This window comes from Flavobacterium sp. Root935, from assembly GCF_001429295.1.
Lineage (GTDB): Bacteria > Bacteroidota > Bacteroidia > Flavobacteriales > Flavobacteriaceae > Flavobacterium.
This window is the reverse complement of the sequence record NZ_LMJL01000008.1, coordinates 528,358-548,695: the sequence shown is the minus strand read 5'-3', so window position 1 is coordinate 548,695 and position 20,338 is coordinate 528,358. Positions and strand designations below refer to the sequence as shown.

Genomic DNA, 20,338 nt, shown 5'->3' with positions numbered 1-20,338 from the left:
AAAAGAATAAAATTATGTTATACAAAGAAATTCTACTCATTGATGATGATATAGATGACGCTGAAATATTCATGGAAGCGGTCTATAGTATCGACACAGAAATAGTTTTTCGCGTCGAAAGTAACCCCGTTAATGCATTCAATAAATTAGAAAGCGCCGAAAAGCTTCCTGATTTGATATTTCTAGATTACAATATGCCACTTTTAAATGGTAAAGAGTTTCTGCAGAAAATAAAAAGTCATGAGAAACTGAAAGACATACCTGTAATCTTGATTTCAACGCCTTCCCAAGAATTTGTTCAGGACTTATTGCAAAAAAAAGAAATTATACACTATATGAGTAAGCCCAATAGTTATGATGAACTCATTAGTATGCTCAAATCTGTACTACAATAATCTAACTATTTCTTTATCTTAAGATTCAGTAGATTACACCAAAGTTTTTGATCTAATTAATGAGACGATGAAGGAGTTAAACTTGTACGCCAATATTCCATGATATTTTGAATCATTAACTTGTATGTTGGGAAATTTTCTTCTTTCGTAAAATAACCCTGCACATTATAATTGTAAGCTTTAGTTACATTTTCAGGATTTTTTGAAGTAGAAAGAAAAATATAAGGCACACATTTTTGACTTATTCCGTCATGAGCAAGAATCTGGCTGCGAAGTTCGAATCCATCAATTTTCGGCATATTAATGTCCGAAAGAATAAGAAAAGGATTTGTCTGAGGTTTTAACAAATAAGGAATTGCAAGTGTAGGGTCTTCAATGAATACAATTTTGTTCGGGTAGCCCAGACTATCAAAGATATCTTTAAGAAAATTTCTGTCATCTTCGTCGTCTTCTATTATAATGATTTCTCCATTTCTTCTCATGGTGTAAATATACCACAATTATTGGAAAAAGTAGTGTATTATAAAAAACGAACTTTTATATTTTGCAAGAAATTAAACTATAGTTTTAGTATTTGATTTCCCAATTTTATACAACCTAATTTAATAGTAGCTAAGAATTCATTATATTTTTTTCAATTTTCTACTGGTTGATATTCAAATATTTGAATGTTATAATATTGAATTAGAATTGTATAAGCTAACTGTTTGAATGCTCCCTACATTTGATAAACTAATTTTAAAAATTATTATCATGAAAGATTCAAATACAAAGACAGCTGCAAAAAAGCCAGCTGCATCTAAAACAAACGCATCTAAAACAAGTGCGTCTAAGACAAGTGCATCTAAAACAGCTGCACCAAAAGGAACTGTAAAAGCTAAATCATCAGCAGCAGAAGGATTAAGAGACTTATTTGTTGACTCTTTAAAAGATATTTATTGGGCAGAAAAAGCTTTGACTAAAGCATTACCAAAAATGGCTAAAAATGCAACCTCTCAAAATCTTATTGATGCAATTAATGAGCATTTAAAAGTTACTGAAGGACAAGTTACCCGCTTAGAAGAAGTTTTTGCATCTGTTGGAGAAAAAGCTGTTGCAAAAAAATGCGATGCAATGGAAGGCTTGATCAAAGAAGGTGAAGGAATTATGGAAGAGACAGAGCAAGGAGCAGTTCGTGATGCCGGAATTATTGCAGCATCTCAAAAAATTGAACATTATGAAATTGCAACATACGGAACACTTGCAGCGTTTGCTAAAACACTAGGTGAAGATGAAGCAGTATCACTTTTGGTTCAAACTTTAAACGAAGAAAAAGAAGCTGATACTACCTTAACAGAAGCGGCTTATAATACTATTAATTTTGACGCCACAGAAGGCGATGATAAATAATAGAAACGCTTAGTTATGAAAAAACCTCCATCTGAAATAAGGATGGAGGTTTTTTTATTTTATATTTTTATGAAATTATTTGACGTGTATTGGACTCAAATCAGTTTTTGCAGGACCATTCATTACCGTTCCATCTGATGCAAATCGAGAACCATGACACGGACAGTCAAAAGATTTTTCGTTAGTATTCCATTGCACGATGCAGCCTAAATGCGGACAAACAGCCGAGAAAGCATGCAGCGTATTATCATAATCACGATATACGGCAATTTTTTTCAAACCAGACGAAAGAACACCTCCTTCACCAGCATTTAAATCGGCAGTATTTTTTAAATCAGAAGCTTTTACCCAATCCAGATATTGTGAAGCCATATTCGCAGTTTCTTTAGCAAAATCTCCAATAGATTTGAGTGAAATTCTGGATGGACTGTATAATTCTTCCCATTTGTTCTTTATTCCAAGTATTGCATCACTGATAATCATTGCGCCAATTGTGGCATGAGTCATTCCGTTGCCAGAATCACCTGTTATAATATAAATATTATCATCACCAGGATTTTTCCCCATATAACCTAAACCATCTATAGGTTCCATTATCTGGCCAGACCATCTGTAGGTAATATCTTCAAGTACAGGAAAATAATTTCGTGTCCAGCTTTCCAGTCTTTCATATCGTTCAAATTCCGAAATTCCTTCTTCATCGGCCTGCCCAGTTTTATGATCTTCTCCACCAGAAATCAGCAAGTCATATTCGTCATCAAAATTTTCCAAACGAACATAATGATAGGGTTGCGAAACCCATTTCGAATTTAAATCGCCAGTATCCCACCATAAAGAATTTGGCAGTTTGCCTTTGGGAACTTTGCCCGCAATAACATAACTTCTGTAGGCCGCTTGTTTGGTGTGCATCGTAAAAGTATCGTTAATAGGCGAATTAGTAGCCACAACAATATGTTCTGCAGAAAAATTATACCCATTTACTTCTGCACCATCTTTAGTAATTTTTTCGGCTCTTGCTTCTGTATAAATAGTTCCGCCAAGAGCAATAACAGCATCAGCAACTCCTTTAAGGTATTGCAAAACATGAAATTGAGCCTGATTATTAAAAACAATGCATGGCATAGATTCCCCGCCGTTTATTGTTGGGGTTTCTTTTAAAAAAGCGGTGTCTATTCCAGCGTTTTGTGTGGCATTGAATTCCTTTTCTAGATTTTCTATTTTATCCGAAGGATGCAGAAACAAATAACCGTTTACTCTTTTGAATGAACAATCGATATTTAAAGTCTGCACTATATTTTCTATTTCATCAATTGCAGCACTGTGGCTTTCGGCTGCTAATTTTGCTCCATCTTTGCCAAAAGTATCTTCTAAATAATAATATCGATCATCTAAGGCGCAGGACAAATGTGCTGTAGTGCGGCCGGTTTCTCCGCTTCCTATCACACCATCGTCTACTAAAACCACTTTTTTACCTGCTTTTAATAATTTATAAGCTGTAGTAAGACCAGCAATTCCGCCGCCAACAATAAGGACTTCTGTTGTAATATCTTGGTCAGGATTTTGAAAAGCAAGAATAGAAGTAGAATCAATCCAATACGATACATTGCTTCCTGACGAAATGCTGCCATCATTCCATTTATCATCTGTTTGTGACATAATAAAATTGTTTTAAGGATTATTGGATTTGAATCAGATTTTTCAAATCTCTCTCAAATTTATAAAATCAACACCCCAAAATATTATAGCTTAAAATGATTAGTTTACATCATTACCAGTCAATTTTTATGTAAGAAAATGGAATTAAAATATAATATTAATGGTTTAAATAAGAGTTACTTAGCGTTCTATTAATGTAAAAATAAATATTATGAAAGCAGCAGTTATCCATGGACCTGGATCCATAAAATACGATACAGTCGATGACCCAAAATTAAATGCAAAAGACGATATCATTCTTAAAGTTACTTCGACAGCAATTTGCGGATCTGATCTTCATATTTATTCAGGAGGATTTCCTCAGCCCAGACCTATGGTTCTCGGACATGAATTTATGGGGATAGTAGAAGAAGTTGGTTCTGAAGTAACTCATGTTAAAAGGGGCGATAGGGTTGTAGTTCCTTTTCCTATTGCATGCGGAAATTGTTTTTTCTGTAATCACGATGTTCCAGGAAATTGTGAACATAGCAATCCTGAACATTATGGACCTGAAGGAGGCATAGCCACAGAAAAAGGAGGGGCACTTTTTGGATATACAGATCTTTACGGAGGTTATGACGGAGGTCAGGCTCAATACGTAAGAGTTCCTTATGCGAATTATGGACCAAGAGTTGTTCCTGATAATTTAACAGATGAGCAGGTTCTTTTTCTAACTGGTTCGGGACCAGTTGGTTTAATGGCTGCCAAAAGTGCCTGGCTAAGAGGAGCAGCGCAGGTTATTGTTGTAGATACTCTTCAATACAGACTTGATAAAGCAAAAGCTACAACGGGCTGCACTACTATTTTATGGGAAGACGGACCAAAAGATGTTGTAGAACATATTCGTTCTCTAACAAACGGCCGCGGTGCAGATGTATGTATTGATGCCGTAGGTTTTGAACCTGATCGAAATCTAGGTGACCGAATTAAAGCAACTATTAATTTTGAAAAAGGTTCCATAAAAGTACTAGAAGCTTGTATGAGTGCTGTAAGAAGAAGTGGAATAGTTGCTGTACTGGGCGTTTATCCTGTTAATTACGATAATTTTCCGTTGGGACAATTCTTTGACAAAGGAATTATCCTAAAAGGCGGACAAGCTCCTGCTCATAAACATATCGATAAATTATTAGAATATGTGGTTCAGGGAAAAGTACAGCTTGATGATATTATTACACACAGACTGCCATTATCTGAGATTTCGCATGCTTACGACATTTTTAAAAAACGCGAAGACGGATGTGTAAAAGTCGTTTTAGATCCTTGGAAGTAATTCAACTCTATATCACGTAGTAATTTATTATTGAAGTAAAAAGAAAGGGAAAACTTTAAAACTATTTAAGCTTTCCTTTTCTTTTTTTAAAGCAGCACTATTTATTTAGGGATTTTAGAAGACTTGATATTCAATAAATCATTTAATAATATAATAAAGCTCTATAATGTTGTAAAATACTGAAAGCCAGTATAAGTAATTTTAACATTGAGAAAAATAAATGAATTTTCATGTTGTGATTTATTTATTAAATAATGAAAAGAGAAGATTTTGTATAACAATAAGGATTAAGATTATGTTTAAGAAAGGTCAAAAAGTACAGCAGGAATTTGGTAATCAAGTAATGAAAATTATAGATTTTGAACCAGATTTGATAGAAAATGTCATTACCCAATGGGAAGATGAACAAGGAACTATTGTTACGGGAAAATTTATGGAATCTCAGCTTTTACCAGCAGATGAATAAATGCAGAAGATAGAGGGATTATGGTTTAATATAATACACCTAAAATTATGAAAATGAATTCAACATATAATAAGAACACTTTCTATGATTATCAAGAAAAGGATATCGAAAGTTTATTTGGTTACAAAAAAATAACTACAATACAAAAACTGTTTTATGAATTGCCAAGTGCTGGCGGTATATCAGTAATGTTTTCTGAAATGAACATATTATGAAAACTTTTATACGCAACAACGGACTTTCAATTTGTTTCTTATTATTATTTTTTGCTTCGTTTGCCGGGCAGATTCTTTTTGGTTTTAAAGAATATAATAAAGATCTTATTGAAAACGGAGTGACTCCAATTACTATATTATCTTATTTCTCAACAGGACATTTTGTAGAGTCTACTTTTGAAAATTGGGAAAGTGAATTTTTGCAAATGGCGCTTCTTGTTGTATTAACCATTTTTTTACAGCAAAAAGGATCTTCAGAATCTAAAGATTTTGATAAAGAAGAAGAGGTTGACCGTGAACCTTCTCCCAATAAAAAAGACGCTCCTTGGCCCGTTAAAAAAGGAGGATTTATTTTGGCTCTTTACAAGCATTCACTTAGTATTATGTTGTTTTTATTATTTGCGCTTTCATTCGTTGCACATTTTTATGGAAGTTTAAAAGACGAAAATGAACAGCTCTCTTTTAAAGGAATGCCCCTAGAAACAGCATCAAAATATATTACCGATTCAAGATTTTGGTTTGAATCATTTCAAAATTGGCAGAGCGAATTTTTATCAGTATTTGCAATTATAGTACTTTCTATTTATTTGAGACAGATAGGTTCATCTCAATCAAAACCTGTAGATGCGCCTCACGCAGAAACTGGCGAGTAATATTTGTTTAAATAAAACTTCAAAATTTACCATTAATGCTATCTTAAACAAATGATGTATGCATACAATTTCACCATGGGCAGCCACAGTGCAGGCCGATTTAGAAAACAGCGTTTTAATATGGGAAAAGGAATTTCATAACTATTTTTTCCAAGTTTATAATACAGGCGATTCATTATGGATTTTGGTGATTTGGCCAAATCAGGTAAAGATGGCCTTTCGTGCCGCATTTGCTATGAATAGTTGTTTTGAAGTCACAAATCTATTTGATGACGACCAAATACTCATAATTAATTTAGAAACAAAACTGGGCACCTACAGCACAGCTATTTCTTTTCCGAATTCTGATAAAGCTTTACTTCATTATAAAACTACATTTAAAGCTAATCAGCCTTTTATGATTCCATTTTGGCCAAGAGATATAATTCCTGTAACACAAACTGGAAATGTTGCCAATACAAATGGTACCATCCATACCAATCAAATAGGTTCAAGGTCTGGACTACTTTTTGCAAGTATGACCAAACCAAAAGGAGGTTCTTTTTTTTACTTTCAAGATTTGGGCTCTATAAGCGAATATTGTGAGGCAACAGAAACATCATTAGAAAATACTGTTGGCGGAAGCTGGCCTGAAATTGGTTTTCAATTACCAATAACAGAAGAAAAACCTTTGCCTTCAGATAAAGCCTATGTAATATCAGATGCCTATGTTTTATTTTCTGAAGATACAATTGAAAATGAAATACAAGAAACGCAAGAGTTTATTAGAAATTTGGCAGATGTTTATTGCGTTTTACCACATCCTGAAATCATTTATCACAACTGGCCTGAAATTACCCAAAATTGTCTGGACGAGTTGTATCATAATAAAGGATCTTGGACTCAGACAAAAGGAAACTCTTTTTTAAATGCTTATTTATGCGATTACGATACTCCGGCAGAAGTTATGGTTCAGCTCGCCGTATTAATGCCTCTTAATGAATTAACACTCTGGTACGGAGAAACACATCCAGTTTATAATGATTTGCTCGAAGGAATAGATTCGTTTTATGATCCTAAAATAAAGACAATCAACAGATGGCTTCCAGAACTTATTGAAGAACTTGATAAGTCAGAAGAACAAAAGAAGGAAATGGTAATGGATTCCTGGTACCTGCATCATCCTCTTATGAATCTGACAAGACTCGCTTTGAATGGCGAAAAAAAAGCAGAAGATCTCGTTTTAAAATCTGTCGAATTTGCCATTAAGGTTGCGCATCATTTTGATTATAAATGGCCGGTATTTTATAAAATGGATACTCTTGAAGTTGTTAAAAAGGAAACTGCTCCTGGAGAGGGAGGTGAAAAGGATGTGCCGGGATCATATGCACATTTAATGCTGCTGCTGTATCGCTTGACAAAGGAGAAACGTTATCTAAATGAAGCTGAAAAAGCAGTTAAGAAACTCATAGGCTGTGGATTTAGTATTTTTTATCAAGCCAATAATACCGCTTTTTCTGCTGGAGCACTTTTAGAATTATATAAAATTACGAACAAAAAAGAATACCTGGATTTAAGTTACGCTTGTCTGGCTTGTCTTTTCAAAAATATGCAGATATGGGATTGCCAATACGGATTTGGGAAAAACTACCCAAATTACTTTTCTGTTTTTCCTCTTAACGAAGCACCTTATACTGCCGCATACGAAGAAATGGAAGTATATGCAGCGCTATCAGAATATTTAATACAGGCCGAATCGATAGATCTTGAACCCGCATTAAAAATTCTTATTCCAGAATTCTTAAAATATGCTATCAGCAGATTTCCTTATTATTATCCAACCAAACTTCCTCCTGAGATGGTTTCAGACGAAGCTAAAACAGGCGAAATAGGCAAAACATTTTGGATTCCGCTCGAAGATCTTTATAATGGATGGGAAAAAAGCGGACAGGTAGGGCAGGAAGTTTATGGAGCTGGCGTGGGTTTTGGAGTTATGACAAGACAATATCATCAAGTAAGAAATGAAGACTTTTTAATTTTTACAGATTATCCAATTGTAAATTTTAAAAAAGTAAAAAAAACAATAACATTTAAAGTTTTAGGAAATGCGGATTTCGAATGCAATTTTAAAATTCTACTAAATGAGAAAAGTAAAATCGATTTTGAAGTTTTCCAAAATAAGAAAAAGATCGAACCTGAATCTAAATCCAAAACTTTAGCAGAGTACAAAATAAATGGAGATTCTTCTGTAAAAATAATTTTGTAGTGTTTGTTGTTTGATTTTCAGATAGATGTATGAAATATATAAAATCTAGAGATCGATAATGTAACAATAAAAGAGTGTGGAGAAATAACTTTGAATAATAACTAAAAAATAAAAATTATGAAAACTATATTCAAAACCTCGATATTAATCTTCTTGTTTGCAGCGGTCATTTCTTCATGTAAAAAGAATGAAAATGCTGCTGAAGATAATACTTACACCAATAGTGCTGATTCAACAGAAACAACTATTGATACTGTCGGACCAAATTCTGACACCACAAATACTAGTACAAATGGAACAACCGGTGCCGTTGGTGAAGGTTCTACAGGTTCTGGATCTGACGGAACAACGCAAAAAGGAAGTACTAGTGTAAAAACAGACTCAACATCTAATAGTAAAGGCAGTAAATAACTGCCCTGGTTGATTACTTAATGTTGAACCTGCAGCAGTTGCTTGCTGCAGGTTTGTTTTTTGTAAATAAACAAAAAATCATCAAATACTAGAGAATCAAAATTACAATTTCTTTATCGAAAATTCAGGCAGGAAAATAGGTAGTTAAAAGATTTAAAGTTGTCTCATAAATAGGCTTCTGTCGTACTTTTGCAAGCAGCCATGCCAAAAAGCTCATGATCAAAATATCCTTCGGTCCGTTTTGAGATGTAATGATAAAATCTTCAATTGTTTTTTGAAATTTTTCAGTTTTTATAATTTCTGGTTTCAGTACATATTGTTCTACAAATAAGAGATACTGCATAACTCGCTCTTCATTTACCGTTAAAAGATATTTTTTGTAACGGCGTTTAAAACTTTTTATACGCGATATTGCCAGTTCTGTATTTTCTTCCTGTACATGAAGCAAGATTTCTACAAGACACTTTTTAATTGTCCAGTCCATTCCCATTTTTTTTTCGTACCAGCTGTCGGTATGGTTTAGTTTTGCCATTTCTTTTACGGCATTACGTCCTGAATTTTGCTGTATATAAAAAACGATCAGCATCAAACGAATATCGTTACTGTCATTAGGATCTGTCTTTTTATTTAAAGTTAAAGACTTCTCGGCAGTCTCTATCGCTTTTTGAAAATTTCCAAGATAATTTTCATTGAAAGAAAGCAGTAAAAAATATCTCAGGCAAAAACGCTGATAATACTTACCAGACTGATTATTCAGTTGTGTAAACATCGAATTCAAATAGCTTAAAGATTCTTTAAATTGACCATTTCTAAAATAGAAGTTCGCTATAAAATATAATATGTAGATATGATAGTACAAATGCTTATTTGTCAAATCTGCTTTTTTACTAATGAAGCGATAGCTTTTAATAACAAATGGCTGTATAAGCGAGAAATTATTGTTTATAGAGGCATACTCATTGGCAATGAATAAGATCTGGTAAAGCGATTTAAAAGTTAATCCTTGTTTTAAAGAAATTCCGTATGTTTCAATAGTGCTTTTTATAAGCGACTGGAAGTCTACAATCCGGCTTTCATGATAAATAGCAGCCAGTTCGCGTCGCAAAACAGCATAGCCCAAATTAAGCTGTTCTTCGTATTCGAGCTGTTTTTTATTTGCTTTGAAATTCTGTATTATTTTTTCAATTGGCTGTGACAGATCGAAGTGGGCAAACTGTATCTGAGTCAGATATATTTCATTAAGCAGACTAAAATGTTCCAAGTTGACTGCAATTTCTTCAGCCTTTGCCAAACATTTGAAAGCCGTTTTTTCGAGTTTATGTTCAAAAAATAGGCGGCTCACAACAATAAGACGAAGTATTGCATTTTCTTGTGAAGTATCATTTTCAAAACTTCGATTAGCCATGAAGTCAATCATGGTGTCATAAAGTCTTTTTCTAAGGGCATGATACGCATCTGTACTTTTTGTATCTAATAAATTCTTTTTTTTAAGTTTTATATCGTCAGTTTTTAAAGAATTAAATAAAGCTATATTACCTGCGTCTTTTCGCTTGTTTTTTCTTGATAAATACTGTATGAATGCCTTTTTATCATTCTCATTCATTATGTTTGATATTTCTTGGAGTGCATTCATAAATAAGATTTTTATTGAGGTAAAAATAATAAAATGTATTTTATATCGTCAGTTTTATATGGAAATTGATTTTAATAACTCCTGATTCATCCTGAAATTTGTCTCATAATTATAAAACATAAAATTATGGAACCGCTAAAATCAAATGAATCAAACAACAATTCAGAATCAAAAAATGCAAAATCAAACAATGGATTTAATCCGTTAAAACCGAGCGCTGCCTTTGTGGGAGCATCTTGGATGACATTAATTATTGGTATGACCTCTTACTGTATTGGTCTTTACAATTCGGAAATGGCTTATAACGAAAAAGGCTATTATTTTACAATTCTTCTCTTTGGTCTTTTTTCTGTAATATCAGTACAAAAAAGTGTGCGTGACAAGCTGGAAGGAATACCAGTAACCGACTTATATTACAGTATAAGCTGGTTTAGTACTATTGCCTCTATAGTCTTACTTATAATAGGTTTGTGGAATGCTAGTTTACTATTGAGTGAAAAAGGTTTCTTCGGAATGTCATTCGTATTAGGATTGTTCTCGGCTCTGGCTGTGCAAAAAAATACCCGAGACCTTAAACAATTTGAATCTACTATTGTATAATATTTTAGCGGAGCCTCATTACTGTCACAGCAATGTGCAGTTTTGAGGTTTTCTAAAGTTTAATTCGTATGATTATGAAATCTAGATACAAAATGATTATTTATAGTATGGGAGTATTATTGCTTGCCATTAATGTTCTAGATAAAATTTGGTGGATATATATAAGCAAAATCTACACTGAGTTTGAAGATTGCAAGACAGCTTATCTTAGTGTGTTTCCCGAATGTATTCAAGATGCTTTTCTTTTAACAGTTATTGAAATATTTTCATTAGCAATAACGGCGATTATCTTTTCAAAAGCTAAAAAGGCTGCTTATCTAAAAAAGACATCCAAAATTCTGATGATAATTTCTTTAGTACTCTGNAAAAAAAAACACTTCACAATGAAGTGTTTTTTACTTGGTTGCTAATAAATAATCTAGATATTTTATATAAAAAAGAGGCTCCCCAAAGCCTCTTTTGCATTAATGTTTCCCATTTCCTTTGCCCTTACCATTTCCATTATGGTTCCCACTATCGTGATGTCCATTATTCCCTTTACCAGGTTTTGGACCAATTGTTTTTTGAGGTTTTCCTTTATAACCTTTTGCATATTTTACCTTATGGGTTTTAAAATTGTCATAAGGACGGTCTCCTCTATAATCTGTCAAAACTACTTTGTACTCATTGTAAAGATCATAATTTCTATAGGCAGCAGGCAATGCTCTTGTTCTGACCCATCTTCCGTTGTTTAAGTACACATAATTTGACGTGCTTACATCATAATAAGTCTCAAGATCTGGAAGATAATAATAGCGAACATCTGTGTAGCCCACCGGACCCCATGCAGGAGGAGTTCCTATATTTACATTTACAGATACTTGTGCTTGAGATTGACTAAAAGAAAAGAATACGATTCCAATCAATAAATATTTTAAAGTTTTCATAATTTCATTTTTTTAATTCATTACTGTATTTAGAATAAACAAGAAGCGTGCCTAAATTTATTTTATTTTTTAAGTGGTTGATTATCTTTTATTTGTATTTTATATTAATGCTGATAATATCCGAAGTCATATTAGTAGTTCTAGTATAATGCCCGTAACGGAGTTCTAATGTATTCCAGTGTTTAAGTCCAAAAATTCCGTTTAGAGGCGTAAATTTCATTCCCATTCCAAAGAAACTACTGTTAAACTTAGATAAATCATAATTGCTGGTGTAATATTCATCAGCTGCAGTATGTTCTCCGTATGGTTTAAAATATTTAGTTCCTGTTTGTGTATAATATCTATAAAAAGGACTGACTGAAAAAGCCTGGGTTAATTTCACAGGAATTTCAATATCGGCAGTATGCGCTTTTAAGCTCCAATCGTCAGTATAATATCTGTAATAAGCACGAATAATTATATTGTCTCCCAAGAAATAACTGGCTCTGATTCCCAATGGAATTTTGAATCTGGTATCCGGCATTTTTTCCTGATGCACCGAGCCATCTGCAAAATAAACTCTATGAAAAGGAAGGCTTAAGTATCCATTTTGGCTGATTACATCTCCTACAAGCATTACCTGCAGGTTCTTGTTTACAACCTGCGAGTAGCTTAAAGTTCCTGCAAAAGTATTACGGTTGGCGCTGCCATAGCCTTCCTGGCCTGGAGGGCGGAGCTCGACTGGTTCAATTAATTTTAACTGATCTATAAAGGTCTGAAATTTAGCTGTAAATTCTCCGTTTCTGTCTTTTGTTTTTTGTGAGAAGCTGATGTTTCCTCCAAAGGACTGGTAGTCAAACTCCGTTGATGATGAAACTCCAATTCCCAATGTTCTTCCTTTTTCTTCATTCTCTCTCAAATAAGTCAACGAAGGATAGAAGCGGTTGTCTGAAGATGATGCAGATGAATTGGCACTCAAATCAATCATATCTGATGATGCTGAGGTATAGTGATCTATACCAGCTTCGATATCAAAAGTGTGCTTAATTCCAGTTTCTCCGTATTTTACTAATTTTACATCAATAGTATTTGCTATATCTGTAAGGTGCTCAGAACCAATACCTCCAGTAACGGCAGAATTATCTCCATCCTGTTTATAATAACTGGAAACCAGATTTACTTCTTCCAGCTTTAATTTTTTGCTTTTATAACTAATAGAATCAGTAGGAACATTTTGTGCTTTTGTCTGAAATAATGCCAACAAAGCAAACCCTGTTATGAATATTCTTTTCATTTTTTTGTAGTATGAAAATTAGTTACACCCGCAGCCGCCACCGCTTTTTCCTGAATTTGCTCCGGAAGCTCCTTCACGGTAGGATTGAAAACTGAGTTCTGTCTTTTCGATTTTTCGATTAGAAAGTACCATTTCAGAATCGTTGATTTTTCCCTTCTGGTATTCTTTTACCGAAGTACAAGAGGTGAACAGAATAGCTGTAAAAGCAATGCTGCAGAACAGTACCAGTTTTTTTTGCTTTGGCTTTTTCATTTCAGGTTAATGTTTTTTGATGTGTAAATTTTATTGCTGTCATCGATAATAATACAATATAAATCAGGGATCTGATCTATTAAAAATAAGCCTGCCTTAATTCCCATAACTGCTATTGGAGTTGCCATTGCATCTGCAAATTCTGCATTAGAAGCGATAATGGTAACACTTTTTATTCCGGTTATTGGCAGCCCTGTTTTTGGGTCAATGGTATGCGAATATTTTTTTCCATTAATGGTTACGAATTTTTCATAGTTGCCAGAGGTTGCTACTGCTTTATTGGATATTTCCATGTACGAAAAAGCACCATTTGGAGAGTCAGGGTTTGCTACGCCAATTGTCCATTTTTTTCCATCAGGCTGTAATCCCCACGCAGATAGATCTCCACTGGCATTTATAATGCCGCTTTGAACATTTTGTTTTAAAAGGATCTGTTTGGCCATTTCAGCGGCATAACCTTTTCCAATACCTCCAAAACCAATCCGCATTCCTTTTTCTTTTAGAAATACAGTTGAGTTTTCTTTGTCCAGCATGATATTTCTGTAATCAATAAGGTGCACCATTTTTTTTGCTGTCAGTGCATCAGGAAGTGTGGTCATTGTTTTGTCAAAATTCCAAAGACTTTTGTCGATACTTCCGTAAGAGATATCAAATGCACCTTGTGTGATTTTCGAAATTCCAATGGATCTTTCGATAAGATTAAAAACTTCCAGATCTACTTTTACAGGCTGAATTCCTGCATTATCATTAATCAGATTGGTCTGGCTATCTGTGCTATAAGTAGTCAGCAGCTTTTCAATCCGCCTGATTTCTTCAATAGCAAGATTAATATTCTCATTTCCTTTTTTCTCATTTTCAGCTACAACTGTAATGGTAAAGTTGTTTCCCATGAGTTTTAGGGATTGTGAATATTTTTGCTTTTTGAATATGTTATTTTCGGCTTTCACAGATCGCTTTTATTTCGGCAGTCCATTGTTCAGGTGAGATTTCAGGTTTTCCGTGCCAGGTTTTGATTACTTTGCCATCAGCATCTAGAAGAAGTGTTAGAGGAAAACTACCTTCTTTATTATATATTTCAGCTAAGGCTTCATTACGCTTAACTTGTTCGGCTGTTCCGATGTTTTTCTTTTTTCTTGGAAAATCAGCATTAACCAGTACTAAATTTTCATTTGCCATATCTGTGAACACCTGACTTTCAAAATATTCTTTGCGCGTTACGATGCAGGGTCCGCACCAGTCTGAACCAGAGAAGTTCAAAAGAATTAATTCGTGCTTTTCTTTTGCAATTTTTTTTGCATTATTAAAATCAGGTTCCCAATTTACAGGAGACATAAATGTTAATAGGAGAAACATTGCGATAAGCTTCATTATTCAGTTTGTTTTTAGGTATATACGAAATAACGAATTAGAAGGGATCTTATTTTTTTTTATCGCTTAAGATTTGATTAAATTTATATTACATTGAAATCCTAACTTTTTAAGCGGTCTGAACTCCAAAAATATAGCCAACTAGCGCAGATGCTGCCATTGCAAAAGTACCCCAGATACAGATACGCATTACTGCTTTTAAAATATTTGATCCGCCTGCCTTTGCAGCTAGTATTCCAGATAGTGCCAAAAAAAGTATTGAAAAACCATATTGATAAAATACCATTTGTTTAATAGGAGCGAGAATAGCTACTACAAGCGGTAAAATACCTCCAATAATAAATGAAACAGCCGATGCAAATGCCGCCATTAATGGATTGGCCTGCGTAATTTCATTTATTCCTAGTTCATCTCTTGCGTGAGTTTCAAGAGCATTATGAGCGGTTAGTTCATGAGCGACCTGTTTTGCTAATTCTTTATTTAGTCCCCTTTGAATGTAAATATGTGTCAGTTCTTCAAGTTCAAGTTCTGGCATATTTTCCAACTCTGCTTTTTCTCTTTTAAGATCAGCAGATTCAACATCAGCCTGGGAGCTTACAGATACATATTCGCCTGCTGCCATAGAAAGGGCACCAGCTACTAAACCAGCCGTTGCAGCCAGTAAAATAGGTTCTCTTGTTACACTCGCTGCAGCTACACCAATTGCTAAACTTGTAGTAGATAAGATTCCGTCGTTTGCACCTAGGACAGCTGCCCTTAACCAGCCGCTTCTATTGATATAATGATTTTCAGTATTCATAGTTCATGTAAATTATTTGTCCAGTCGAAATAAGTTTTAAGAAATTCCCTATTTTATAATTATGTTTCATTCTGGGCAGGCTTTTGTCTATATCATTTATTTTTCACTTTTATATCCAAATAAAATTAACTGAAAATGTCTTCTATCATGTGATTAGTACAAATAGAATGATTCTAAATTTTAGCCATTATAATTTTTGATCTTAATTACCGTAATCAAAAATATTTATTCAATATTATATACTTTGTGTTGTTTGTTTTAAAGGCAGCGTTACTGTAAATTCGGCTCCATTATCTTTTTCTCCGGTGGCTGTAATTGTACCATGATGTCTTTTTGCTATTTTTCTGCAAAGCGAAAGCCCGAGTCCATTTCCTTCATATTCGTCTTTAGAATTTAATCTTTCAAAAGCATTAAAAATCCTTTCAGCGAAAACAGAGTCGAGTCCGATGCCATTATCTTTAACGACAATTTGTACAGCATCTTCACCATTTAAAGTTGTATTTGCACAAGTAATAATAACTCTTGGCGGCTCATCTGCTTTTGAGAATTTTAATGCATTTTGTATAAGGTTATAAAAAAGCTGTGTAATAAGAATAGGCGCTCCTTCTATTTCGGGCAGGTCACAAGAACTCAATATTGCGCCTTTCTCTTTTATAATCAGTTCTAGGTCTGTTTTTATACCGTCAATAACTTCATTGAGATTAATTTTTTCAATTGACTGCTTGGTTTTATCAATAGTAGAGTAGCTGAGAATACCTTCTATTATATTGTTCATTCTAAGTGTAGACTGGTCTATTTTATGGAGATATTTTTTACTGCTCTCATTAAAATTAATTTCTTTTTCATTTTTTAAAAGAGTATTGAAAATTTTAATTTTTCTTACAGGTTCTCTTAGATCGTGACTTACTACATTTGCAAAATGAAGTAGATCATCATTTGATCTCCTTAGTTCTTCGGTGCTGTAAGCAACCTGTTTTTTTAATTCTTCTTCAAATTGCCTCTGCTCACTAATATCCTGAATAATTCCAATTATAGTGATTGGAATTCCATTTTCATCTTTAATAATCTTGCCATTAATTTTTGTCCATCGTATGGATTTATCATTATTTACAATTCGAGCTTCATAACATATTTTCCCTGTGCTTTCAGCTTCTTTATGTGCTTTTTCACGAGCTGCTAAATCGTCTGGATGAATTTTTGCGACTAATTCTTCAGTGGATATTTCTGATTCAATAGCGCATATAGAATTGAAATTCCCACAAGTTTTGATTTTTTTGGTTACAAGGTCTATTTCATAAGTTCCCATTCCAGATGACTCTATTGCAATTCTAAGCCTTTCTTCTGCACTCTGAACCTGTTGCGTAGCCATATGTAAATCAGTTACATCTGCGCCAGTATTCATTACTCCATAAATTTTTCCTTGTTCATCAATAAGAGGAATGAAACTATAATTGAAATAATATGAATTTGTGACGCCATTACTAATTAAATCTACCTTTTTGTCTTGAGCATGAAAGGGAATTCCAGTTTTAAGGACATTAAGGGCCTCATCAAAAAAAGAATCTTTTTTAATCTCAGGAAGAATATCAAGATAATTTTTGCCTATTACATTATTGCCTTTCCCCCAAAGTTGAATCATAGCAGTATTGGCAAGCTCAATTTTTAGATTATCACCTGTATAAACTGCGATAGGCAATGGTGTATGGTCAACTATATCTTTTAAGATCCTCACATTTTGATACATAGCAATTTATTTTAGGTTTTTGTTTGACAAATCTAATTTTTTATTAAACATTTTTGTTACACTAATAAGCTAAAGTGTTTCATAATTTGTGGCTAATATTAACTCCAAAGTATCTTTTTAATTTGGGGTTTTGTGTTATTACAAGGAAAGCTTATTATTGAAATCTAAATTAAATAAACAATTTTATTTTGTTTAACCTTGTTTTAAAATAATTAAACAAAATAAAATATTTAACAATTAAATAGATCAATTATTTAGAAATTGGAAAATTAAGAGTAAATGATTTAAAATTTTAATACTTAATATCTCATTTTTAAATTTGGTATTGTAAAGTAGATTAAAGTAAATGTAATTGATTTTTCGACAGAACTTTAATTTTTAAATCAATCATATTTTAAATTCTAAGTTTTGCATCGATTTTGTCAAAAAACTTTTCAGGAATTTTTACAAGGTCAAAAAATGTTTTTACACAAAAAACTAATAGTATCATTTTTTAGTCTCTAAGATTTAAACCTTTTCTTCGGCAATCAAAGAATGAATAAACAATTCCTTTAATATGTATTTTCAACAATACCATTTTTAAATAAACAAACTGTAAAATATGTCTATGTTTTTGATTGATGAATCCATCTTTTCTGATAGTCTTATACATAATTTTATTTTCCAGTTCAGAGCCCATTATTTTGCTCTAAATTTTATTAAATAAGAATTGTTAATTATTAGTAATAGATTTTTGTTTGGTTTGTTTTGTGGGGGAGATTAAATAGTTAATCTCCCTTATTTATGTTTTAGAAATGTTTTAAGACAATTTAATAAATATGTGATTGATATGAAAAAAGAGAATTTTCTAAATAAAAAGCACGGTTCTTTAAAAAGAATTGTACCATTTCTTATGCTGCTGTTTTTTTGTGTAGTGAAAGTATACTGCAAAAATGAAGAAAAAACAGAAAGTGCCCAAAAGGTAATAGAAAGACTTATAGGTAATCGTGCCAGCGAGTTCGAATTAAGTATTATTGAAAACAAAGGGAATAAATTAGATTGGTTTGAAATTGAAACAACAAACAATAAAGTAAAAATAAAAGCATCAAATAATACTGCTGTCTGCTATGCTGCTTATAATTTTCTTAGGGATATAGGTGCAGTTTTAGTCAGCTGGGAAGGAAATAGAATTCATTTACCCGAGACATGGCCAAAATATTCTAAAAAGAGTGAGACACCATTTCAATATAGAGAATATTTAAATGCCTGTACTTTTGGTTATACGACACCATGGTGGGATTGGAAACGATGGGAACAAGAAATCGACTGGATGGCGATGCACGGAATAAATCTTCCTACCGCAATGGAAGGTCAGGAAGCAGTATGGCAGGAACTATGGAAAGAGTATGGCTTGACCAGCAATCAGTTAGAAGCTCATTTTGCAGGGCCAGCCTATCTGCCATGGCAGCGAATGGGGAATATTAATAGTCTAGAAGGACCATTGCCAAAAGAATGGTTTAGTAAAAAAGAAGAGCTGCAAAAGAAAATATTGGAAAGGATGAGAGCCTTAGACATGCATCCTGTTGTTCCTGCTTTTAGTGGTTATGTGCCTAAAGCTTTTGCCGAAAAACATCCTGAGGCTAAAATAACAGAATTAAAATCTTGGTCGGGAGGCGGCTTTGCAAGCACTTTTCTATTAGATTCCAAAGATCCATTGTTTAAAAAAATAGGAAAACGTTTTATTGAAATTTATACCCAAAAGTATGGCGCATCTAATTTCTACTTAGCAGATTCTTTTAATGAAATTGAACCTCCTGTTTCTGAGCATAATAAATACGAAGAACTTTCTAATTACGGAAGTGCAATTTACGAAACTATTAATGAAGCAGCTCCTGGTGCAGTATGGGTAATGCAGGGATGGCTTTTTGGAGACAATAAAGAGTTTTGGACAAAAGAGGCAACCAGCGCATTTTTAAGCAAAGTTCCAAATGACAGATTGATGGTTCAGGATTATGCTAATGACAGGTATAAGGTATGGGAAAATCAAGAAGCTTTTTATGGTAAACAATGGACTTATGGTTATGTCCATAATTATGGAGGATCAAATCCTGTATACGGAGATTTAAATTTCTATAAAAATGAATTGACAAGTTTGCTGCAGAATCCAAATAGAGGAAATATTGTGGGTTATGGGGCAATGCCAGAAGGCTTAAATAATAATTCAATTGTTTATGAATACATATATGATCTTGCGTGGACTAAAGGAGAGCAGCCTCTTAATGACTGGCTGACTAAATATTTACATGCGAGATATGGACAAAAACCTACTCAATCTATTTTTCAAGCTTGGGAATTATTACTAGAATCTGTTTATAATGTGAAATACTGGGAAACTCGCTGGTGGAATGATAGGGCTGGAGCGTATTTGTTATTTAAACGCCCAACGGCCACAATTACAGAATTTAAAGGAAATCCTGGAGATAAGGAAAAATTAAAAGAAGCTTTGGATATCCTTCACAAAGAAGCTGCAAAGTATGATAAAAAGAATTTTATTAATTACGATTTAATTGATATTTCAAGACATTATTATTCATTGTGTATTGATGAGGATTTAATGAAATGTGTAAAAGCGTATCAGCAGAAAGATGTTATCAAAGGAGACCAGCTTTTTAAAAAAATAGAAAAGCAAGCTTTGGAGATTGATAAAATGATGTCCGGGCAGCCATTAAATAGTTTAGATCAATGGGTAAAATCGGCTTCTGATTACGGAAGTTCAGCAGAGGTTTCAAAATTATATGTAAAAAATGCAAAAACACTAATTACGCTTTGGGGTGGAGAAGGTCATTTGAATGATTATGCTTCCCGATCATGGCAGGGAATGTACAAAGGATTCTATTGGCCGAGATGGAAAATGTTTTTAGAAGCCTTTAGAAAATCAGTTGTAAACAATACTCAATTTGATGAATCTAATGAAAGAGAATTAATCAAAAATTGGGAAATTAAATGGACTGAAAGTAATTAAAAT

At 33.3% G+C, this 20,338-nt stretch carries 20 protein-coding genes; 10 read left to right on the top strand and 10 right to left on the bottom strand.

Going from position 1 to position 20,338, the window contains the following annotated elements; all coding sequences use genetic code 11:
* Window positions 1–14: 14 nt before the first annotated feature.
* Window positions 15–395 (top strand): response regulator, encoded by a 381-nt coding sequence (locus ASE40_RS07645; protein ID WP_057116357.1) that lies wholly within the window; start codon window positions 15–17, stop codon window positions 393–395.
* A gap of 56 nt (window positions 396–451) precedes the next feature.
* Here ASE40_RS07645 and ASE40_RS07640 read toward each other — a convergent pair whose 3' ends face one another.
* The gene (locus tag ASE40_RS07640) at window positions 452–877 is read right to left on the bottom strand and encodes a response regulator (RefSeq protein WP_057116356.1); all 426 of its coding nucleotides are present in this window, start codon (window positions 875–877) and stop codon (window positions 452–454) included.
* A gap of 271 nt (window positions 878–1,148) precedes the next feature.
* Between ASE40_RS07640 and ASE40_RS07635 the strand changes: the two genes are divergently transcribed.
* Window positions 1,149–1,784 carry a ferritin-like domain-containing protein gene (locus ASE40_RS07635; RefSeq protein WP_057116355.1) on the top strand — a complete coding sequence of 212 codons (636 nt, stop codon included), beginning with the start codon at window positions 1,149–1,151 and terminating at the stop codon, window positions 1,782–1,784.
* A gap of 75 nt (window positions 1,785–1,859) precedes the next feature.
* On the opposite strand, the gene ASE40_RS07630 is transcribed toward ASE40_RS07635, so the two are convergent.
* Window positions 1,860–3,440 carry an FAD-dependent oxidoreductase gene (locus ASE40_RS07630; RefSeq protein WP_057116354.1) on the bottom strand — a complete coding sequence of 527 codons (1,581 nt, stop codon included), beginning with the start codon at window positions 3,438–3,440 and terminating at the stop codon, window positions 1,860–1,862.
* 211 nt (window positions 3,441–3,651) lie between these two features.
* On the opposite strand from ASE40_RS07630, the gene ASE40_RS07625 reads away from it, so the two are divergent.
* The 6 genes from ASE40_RS07625 to ASE40_RS07610 all read left to right on the top strand — a co-directional run bounded on the left by ASE40_RS07625 (window position 3,652) and on the right by ASE40_RS07610 (window position 8,739).
* A complete protein-coding gene (locus tag ASE40_RS07625) occupies window positions 3,652–4,749 on the top strand; it encodes an alcohol dehydrogenase catalytic domain-containing protein (RefSeq protein ID WP_057116353.1) in 1,098 nt (365 codons plus the stop codon).
* Between the two features lie 295 nt (window positions 4,750–5,044).
* Window positions 5,045–5,215 (top strand): hypothetical protein, encoded by a 171-nt coding sequence (locus ASE40_RS22115; RefSeq protein ID WP_166669287.1) that lies wholly within the window; start codon window positions 5,045–5,047, stop codon window positions 5,213–5,215.
* Window positions 5,216–5,268: 53 nt separating this feature from the next.
* Window positions 5,269–5,430, top strand: coding sequence for a hypothetical protein (locus tag ASE40_RS21995; protein WP_157848503.1), 162 nt, complete (start codon window positions 5,269–5,271; stop codon window positions 5,428–5,430).
* A complete protein-coding gene (locus ASE40_RS07620) occupies window positions 5,427–6,083 on the top strand; it encodes a DUF6766 family protein (RefSeq protein ID WP_057116352.1) in 657 nt (218 codons plus the stop codon). Before ASE40_RS21995 ends, ASE40_RS07620 begins: the two co-directional genes overlap by 4 nt.
* 58 nt (window positions 6,084–6,141) lie before the next feature.
* Entirely contained in the window at window positions 6,142–8,328 is a 2,187-nt protein-coding gene (locus tag ASE40_RS07615; RefSeq protein ID WP_057116351.1) for a hypothetical protein, read from the top strand.
* A gap of 117 nt (window positions 8,329–8,445) precedes the next feature.
* The gene (locus ASE40_RS07610; protein WP_057116350.1) at window positions 8,446–8,739 is read left to right on the top strand and encodes a hypothetical protein; all 294 of its coding nucleotides are present in this window, start codon (window positions 8,446–8,448) and stop codon (window positions 8,737–8,739) included.
* A gap of 124 nt (window positions 8,740–8,863) precedes the next feature.
* On the opposite strand, the gene ASE40_RS07605 is transcribed toward ASE40_RS07610, so the two are convergent.
* On the bottom strand, window positions 8,864–10,372 hold the full coding sequence (locus tag ASE40_RS07605; protein WP_128414950.1) for a hypothetical protein: 1,509 nt from the start codon (window positions 10,370–10,372) through the stop codon (window positions 8,864–8,866).
* 126 nt (window positions 10,373–10,498) lie between these two features.
* Here ASE40_RS07605 and yiaA point away from each other — a divergent pair, with 126 nt between their 5' ends.
* Entirely contained in the window at window positions 10,499–10,972 is a 474-nt protein-coding gene (gene yiaA, locus ASE40_RS07600; RefSeq protein ID WP_057116348.1) for an inner membrane protein YiaA, read from the top strand.
* A gap of 464 nt (window positions 10,973–11,436) precedes the next feature.
* On the opposite strand, the gene ASE40_RS07590 is transcribed toward yiaA, so the two are convergent.
* The 7 genes from ASE40_RS07590 to ASE40_RS07560 form a co-directional block, all read right to left on the bottom strand.
* Complete coding sequence (locus ASE40_RS07590; protein WP_057116346.1) at window positions 11,437–11,898, bottom strand: hypothetical protein; 462 nt, start codon at window positions 11,896–11,898, stop codon at window positions 11,437–11,439.
* A gap of 88 nt (window positions 11,899–11,986) precedes the next feature.
* Window positions 11,987–13,171, bottom strand: coding sequence for a DUF3570 domain-containing protein (locus tag ASE40_RS07585; protein WP_057116345.1), 1,185 nt, complete (start codon window positions 13,169–13,171; stop codon window positions 11,987–11,989).
* 18 nt (window positions 13,172–13,189) lie between these two features.
* The gene (locus ASE40_RS07580) at window positions 13,190–13,423 is read right to left on the bottom strand and encodes a DUF4266 domain-containing protein (RefSeq protein ID WP_057116344.1); all 234 of its coding nucleotides are present in this window, start codon (window positions 13,421–13,423) and stop codon (window positions 13,190–13,192) included.
* The gene (locus tag ASE40_RS07575) at window positions 13,420–14,313 is read right to left on the bottom strand and encodes an FAD:protein FMN transferase (protein WP_057116343.1); all 894 of its coding nucleotides are present in this window, start codon (window positions 14,311–14,313) and stop codon (window positions 13,420–13,422) included. The genes ASE40_RS07580 and ASE40_RS07575 overlap by 4 nt, the downstream gene beginning before the upstream one ends.
* A 40-nt stretch (window positions 14,314–14,353) precedes the next feature.
* Window positions 14,354–14,791, bottom strand: coding sequence for a thioredoxin family protein (locus ASE40_RS07570; RefSeq protein ID WP_057116342.1), 438 nt, complete (start codon window positions 14,789–14,791; stop codon window positions 14,354–14,356).
* Window positions 14,792–14,900: 109 nt separating this feature from the next.
* Window positions 14,901–15,590 carry a VIT family protein gene (locus ASE40_RS07565; protein WP_057116341.1) on the bottom strand — a complete coding sequence of 230 codons (690 nt, stop codon included), beginning with the start codon at window positions 15,588–15,590 and terminating at the stop codon, window positions 14,901–14,903.
* A 235-nt stretch (window positions 15,591–15,825) separates the two neighbouring features.
* On the bottom strand, window positions 15,826–17,334 hold the full coding sequence (locus ASE40_RS07560; RefSeq protein ID WP_057116340.1) for an ATP-binding protein: 1,509 nt from the start codon (window positions 17,332–17,334) through the stop codon (window positions 15,826–15,828).
* Window positions 17,335–18,163: 829 nt separating this feature from the next.
* Between ASE40_RS07560 and ASE40_RS07550 the strand changes: the two genes are divergently transcribed.
* The gene (locus ASE40_RS07550; protein WP_057116338.1) at window positions 18,164–20,335 is read left to right on the top strand and encodes an alpha-N-acetylglucosaminidase; all 2,172 of its coding nucleotides are present in this window, start codon (window positions 18,164–18,166) and stop codon (window positions 20,333–20,335) included.
* Window positions 20,336–20,338: the final 3 nt, after the last annotated feature.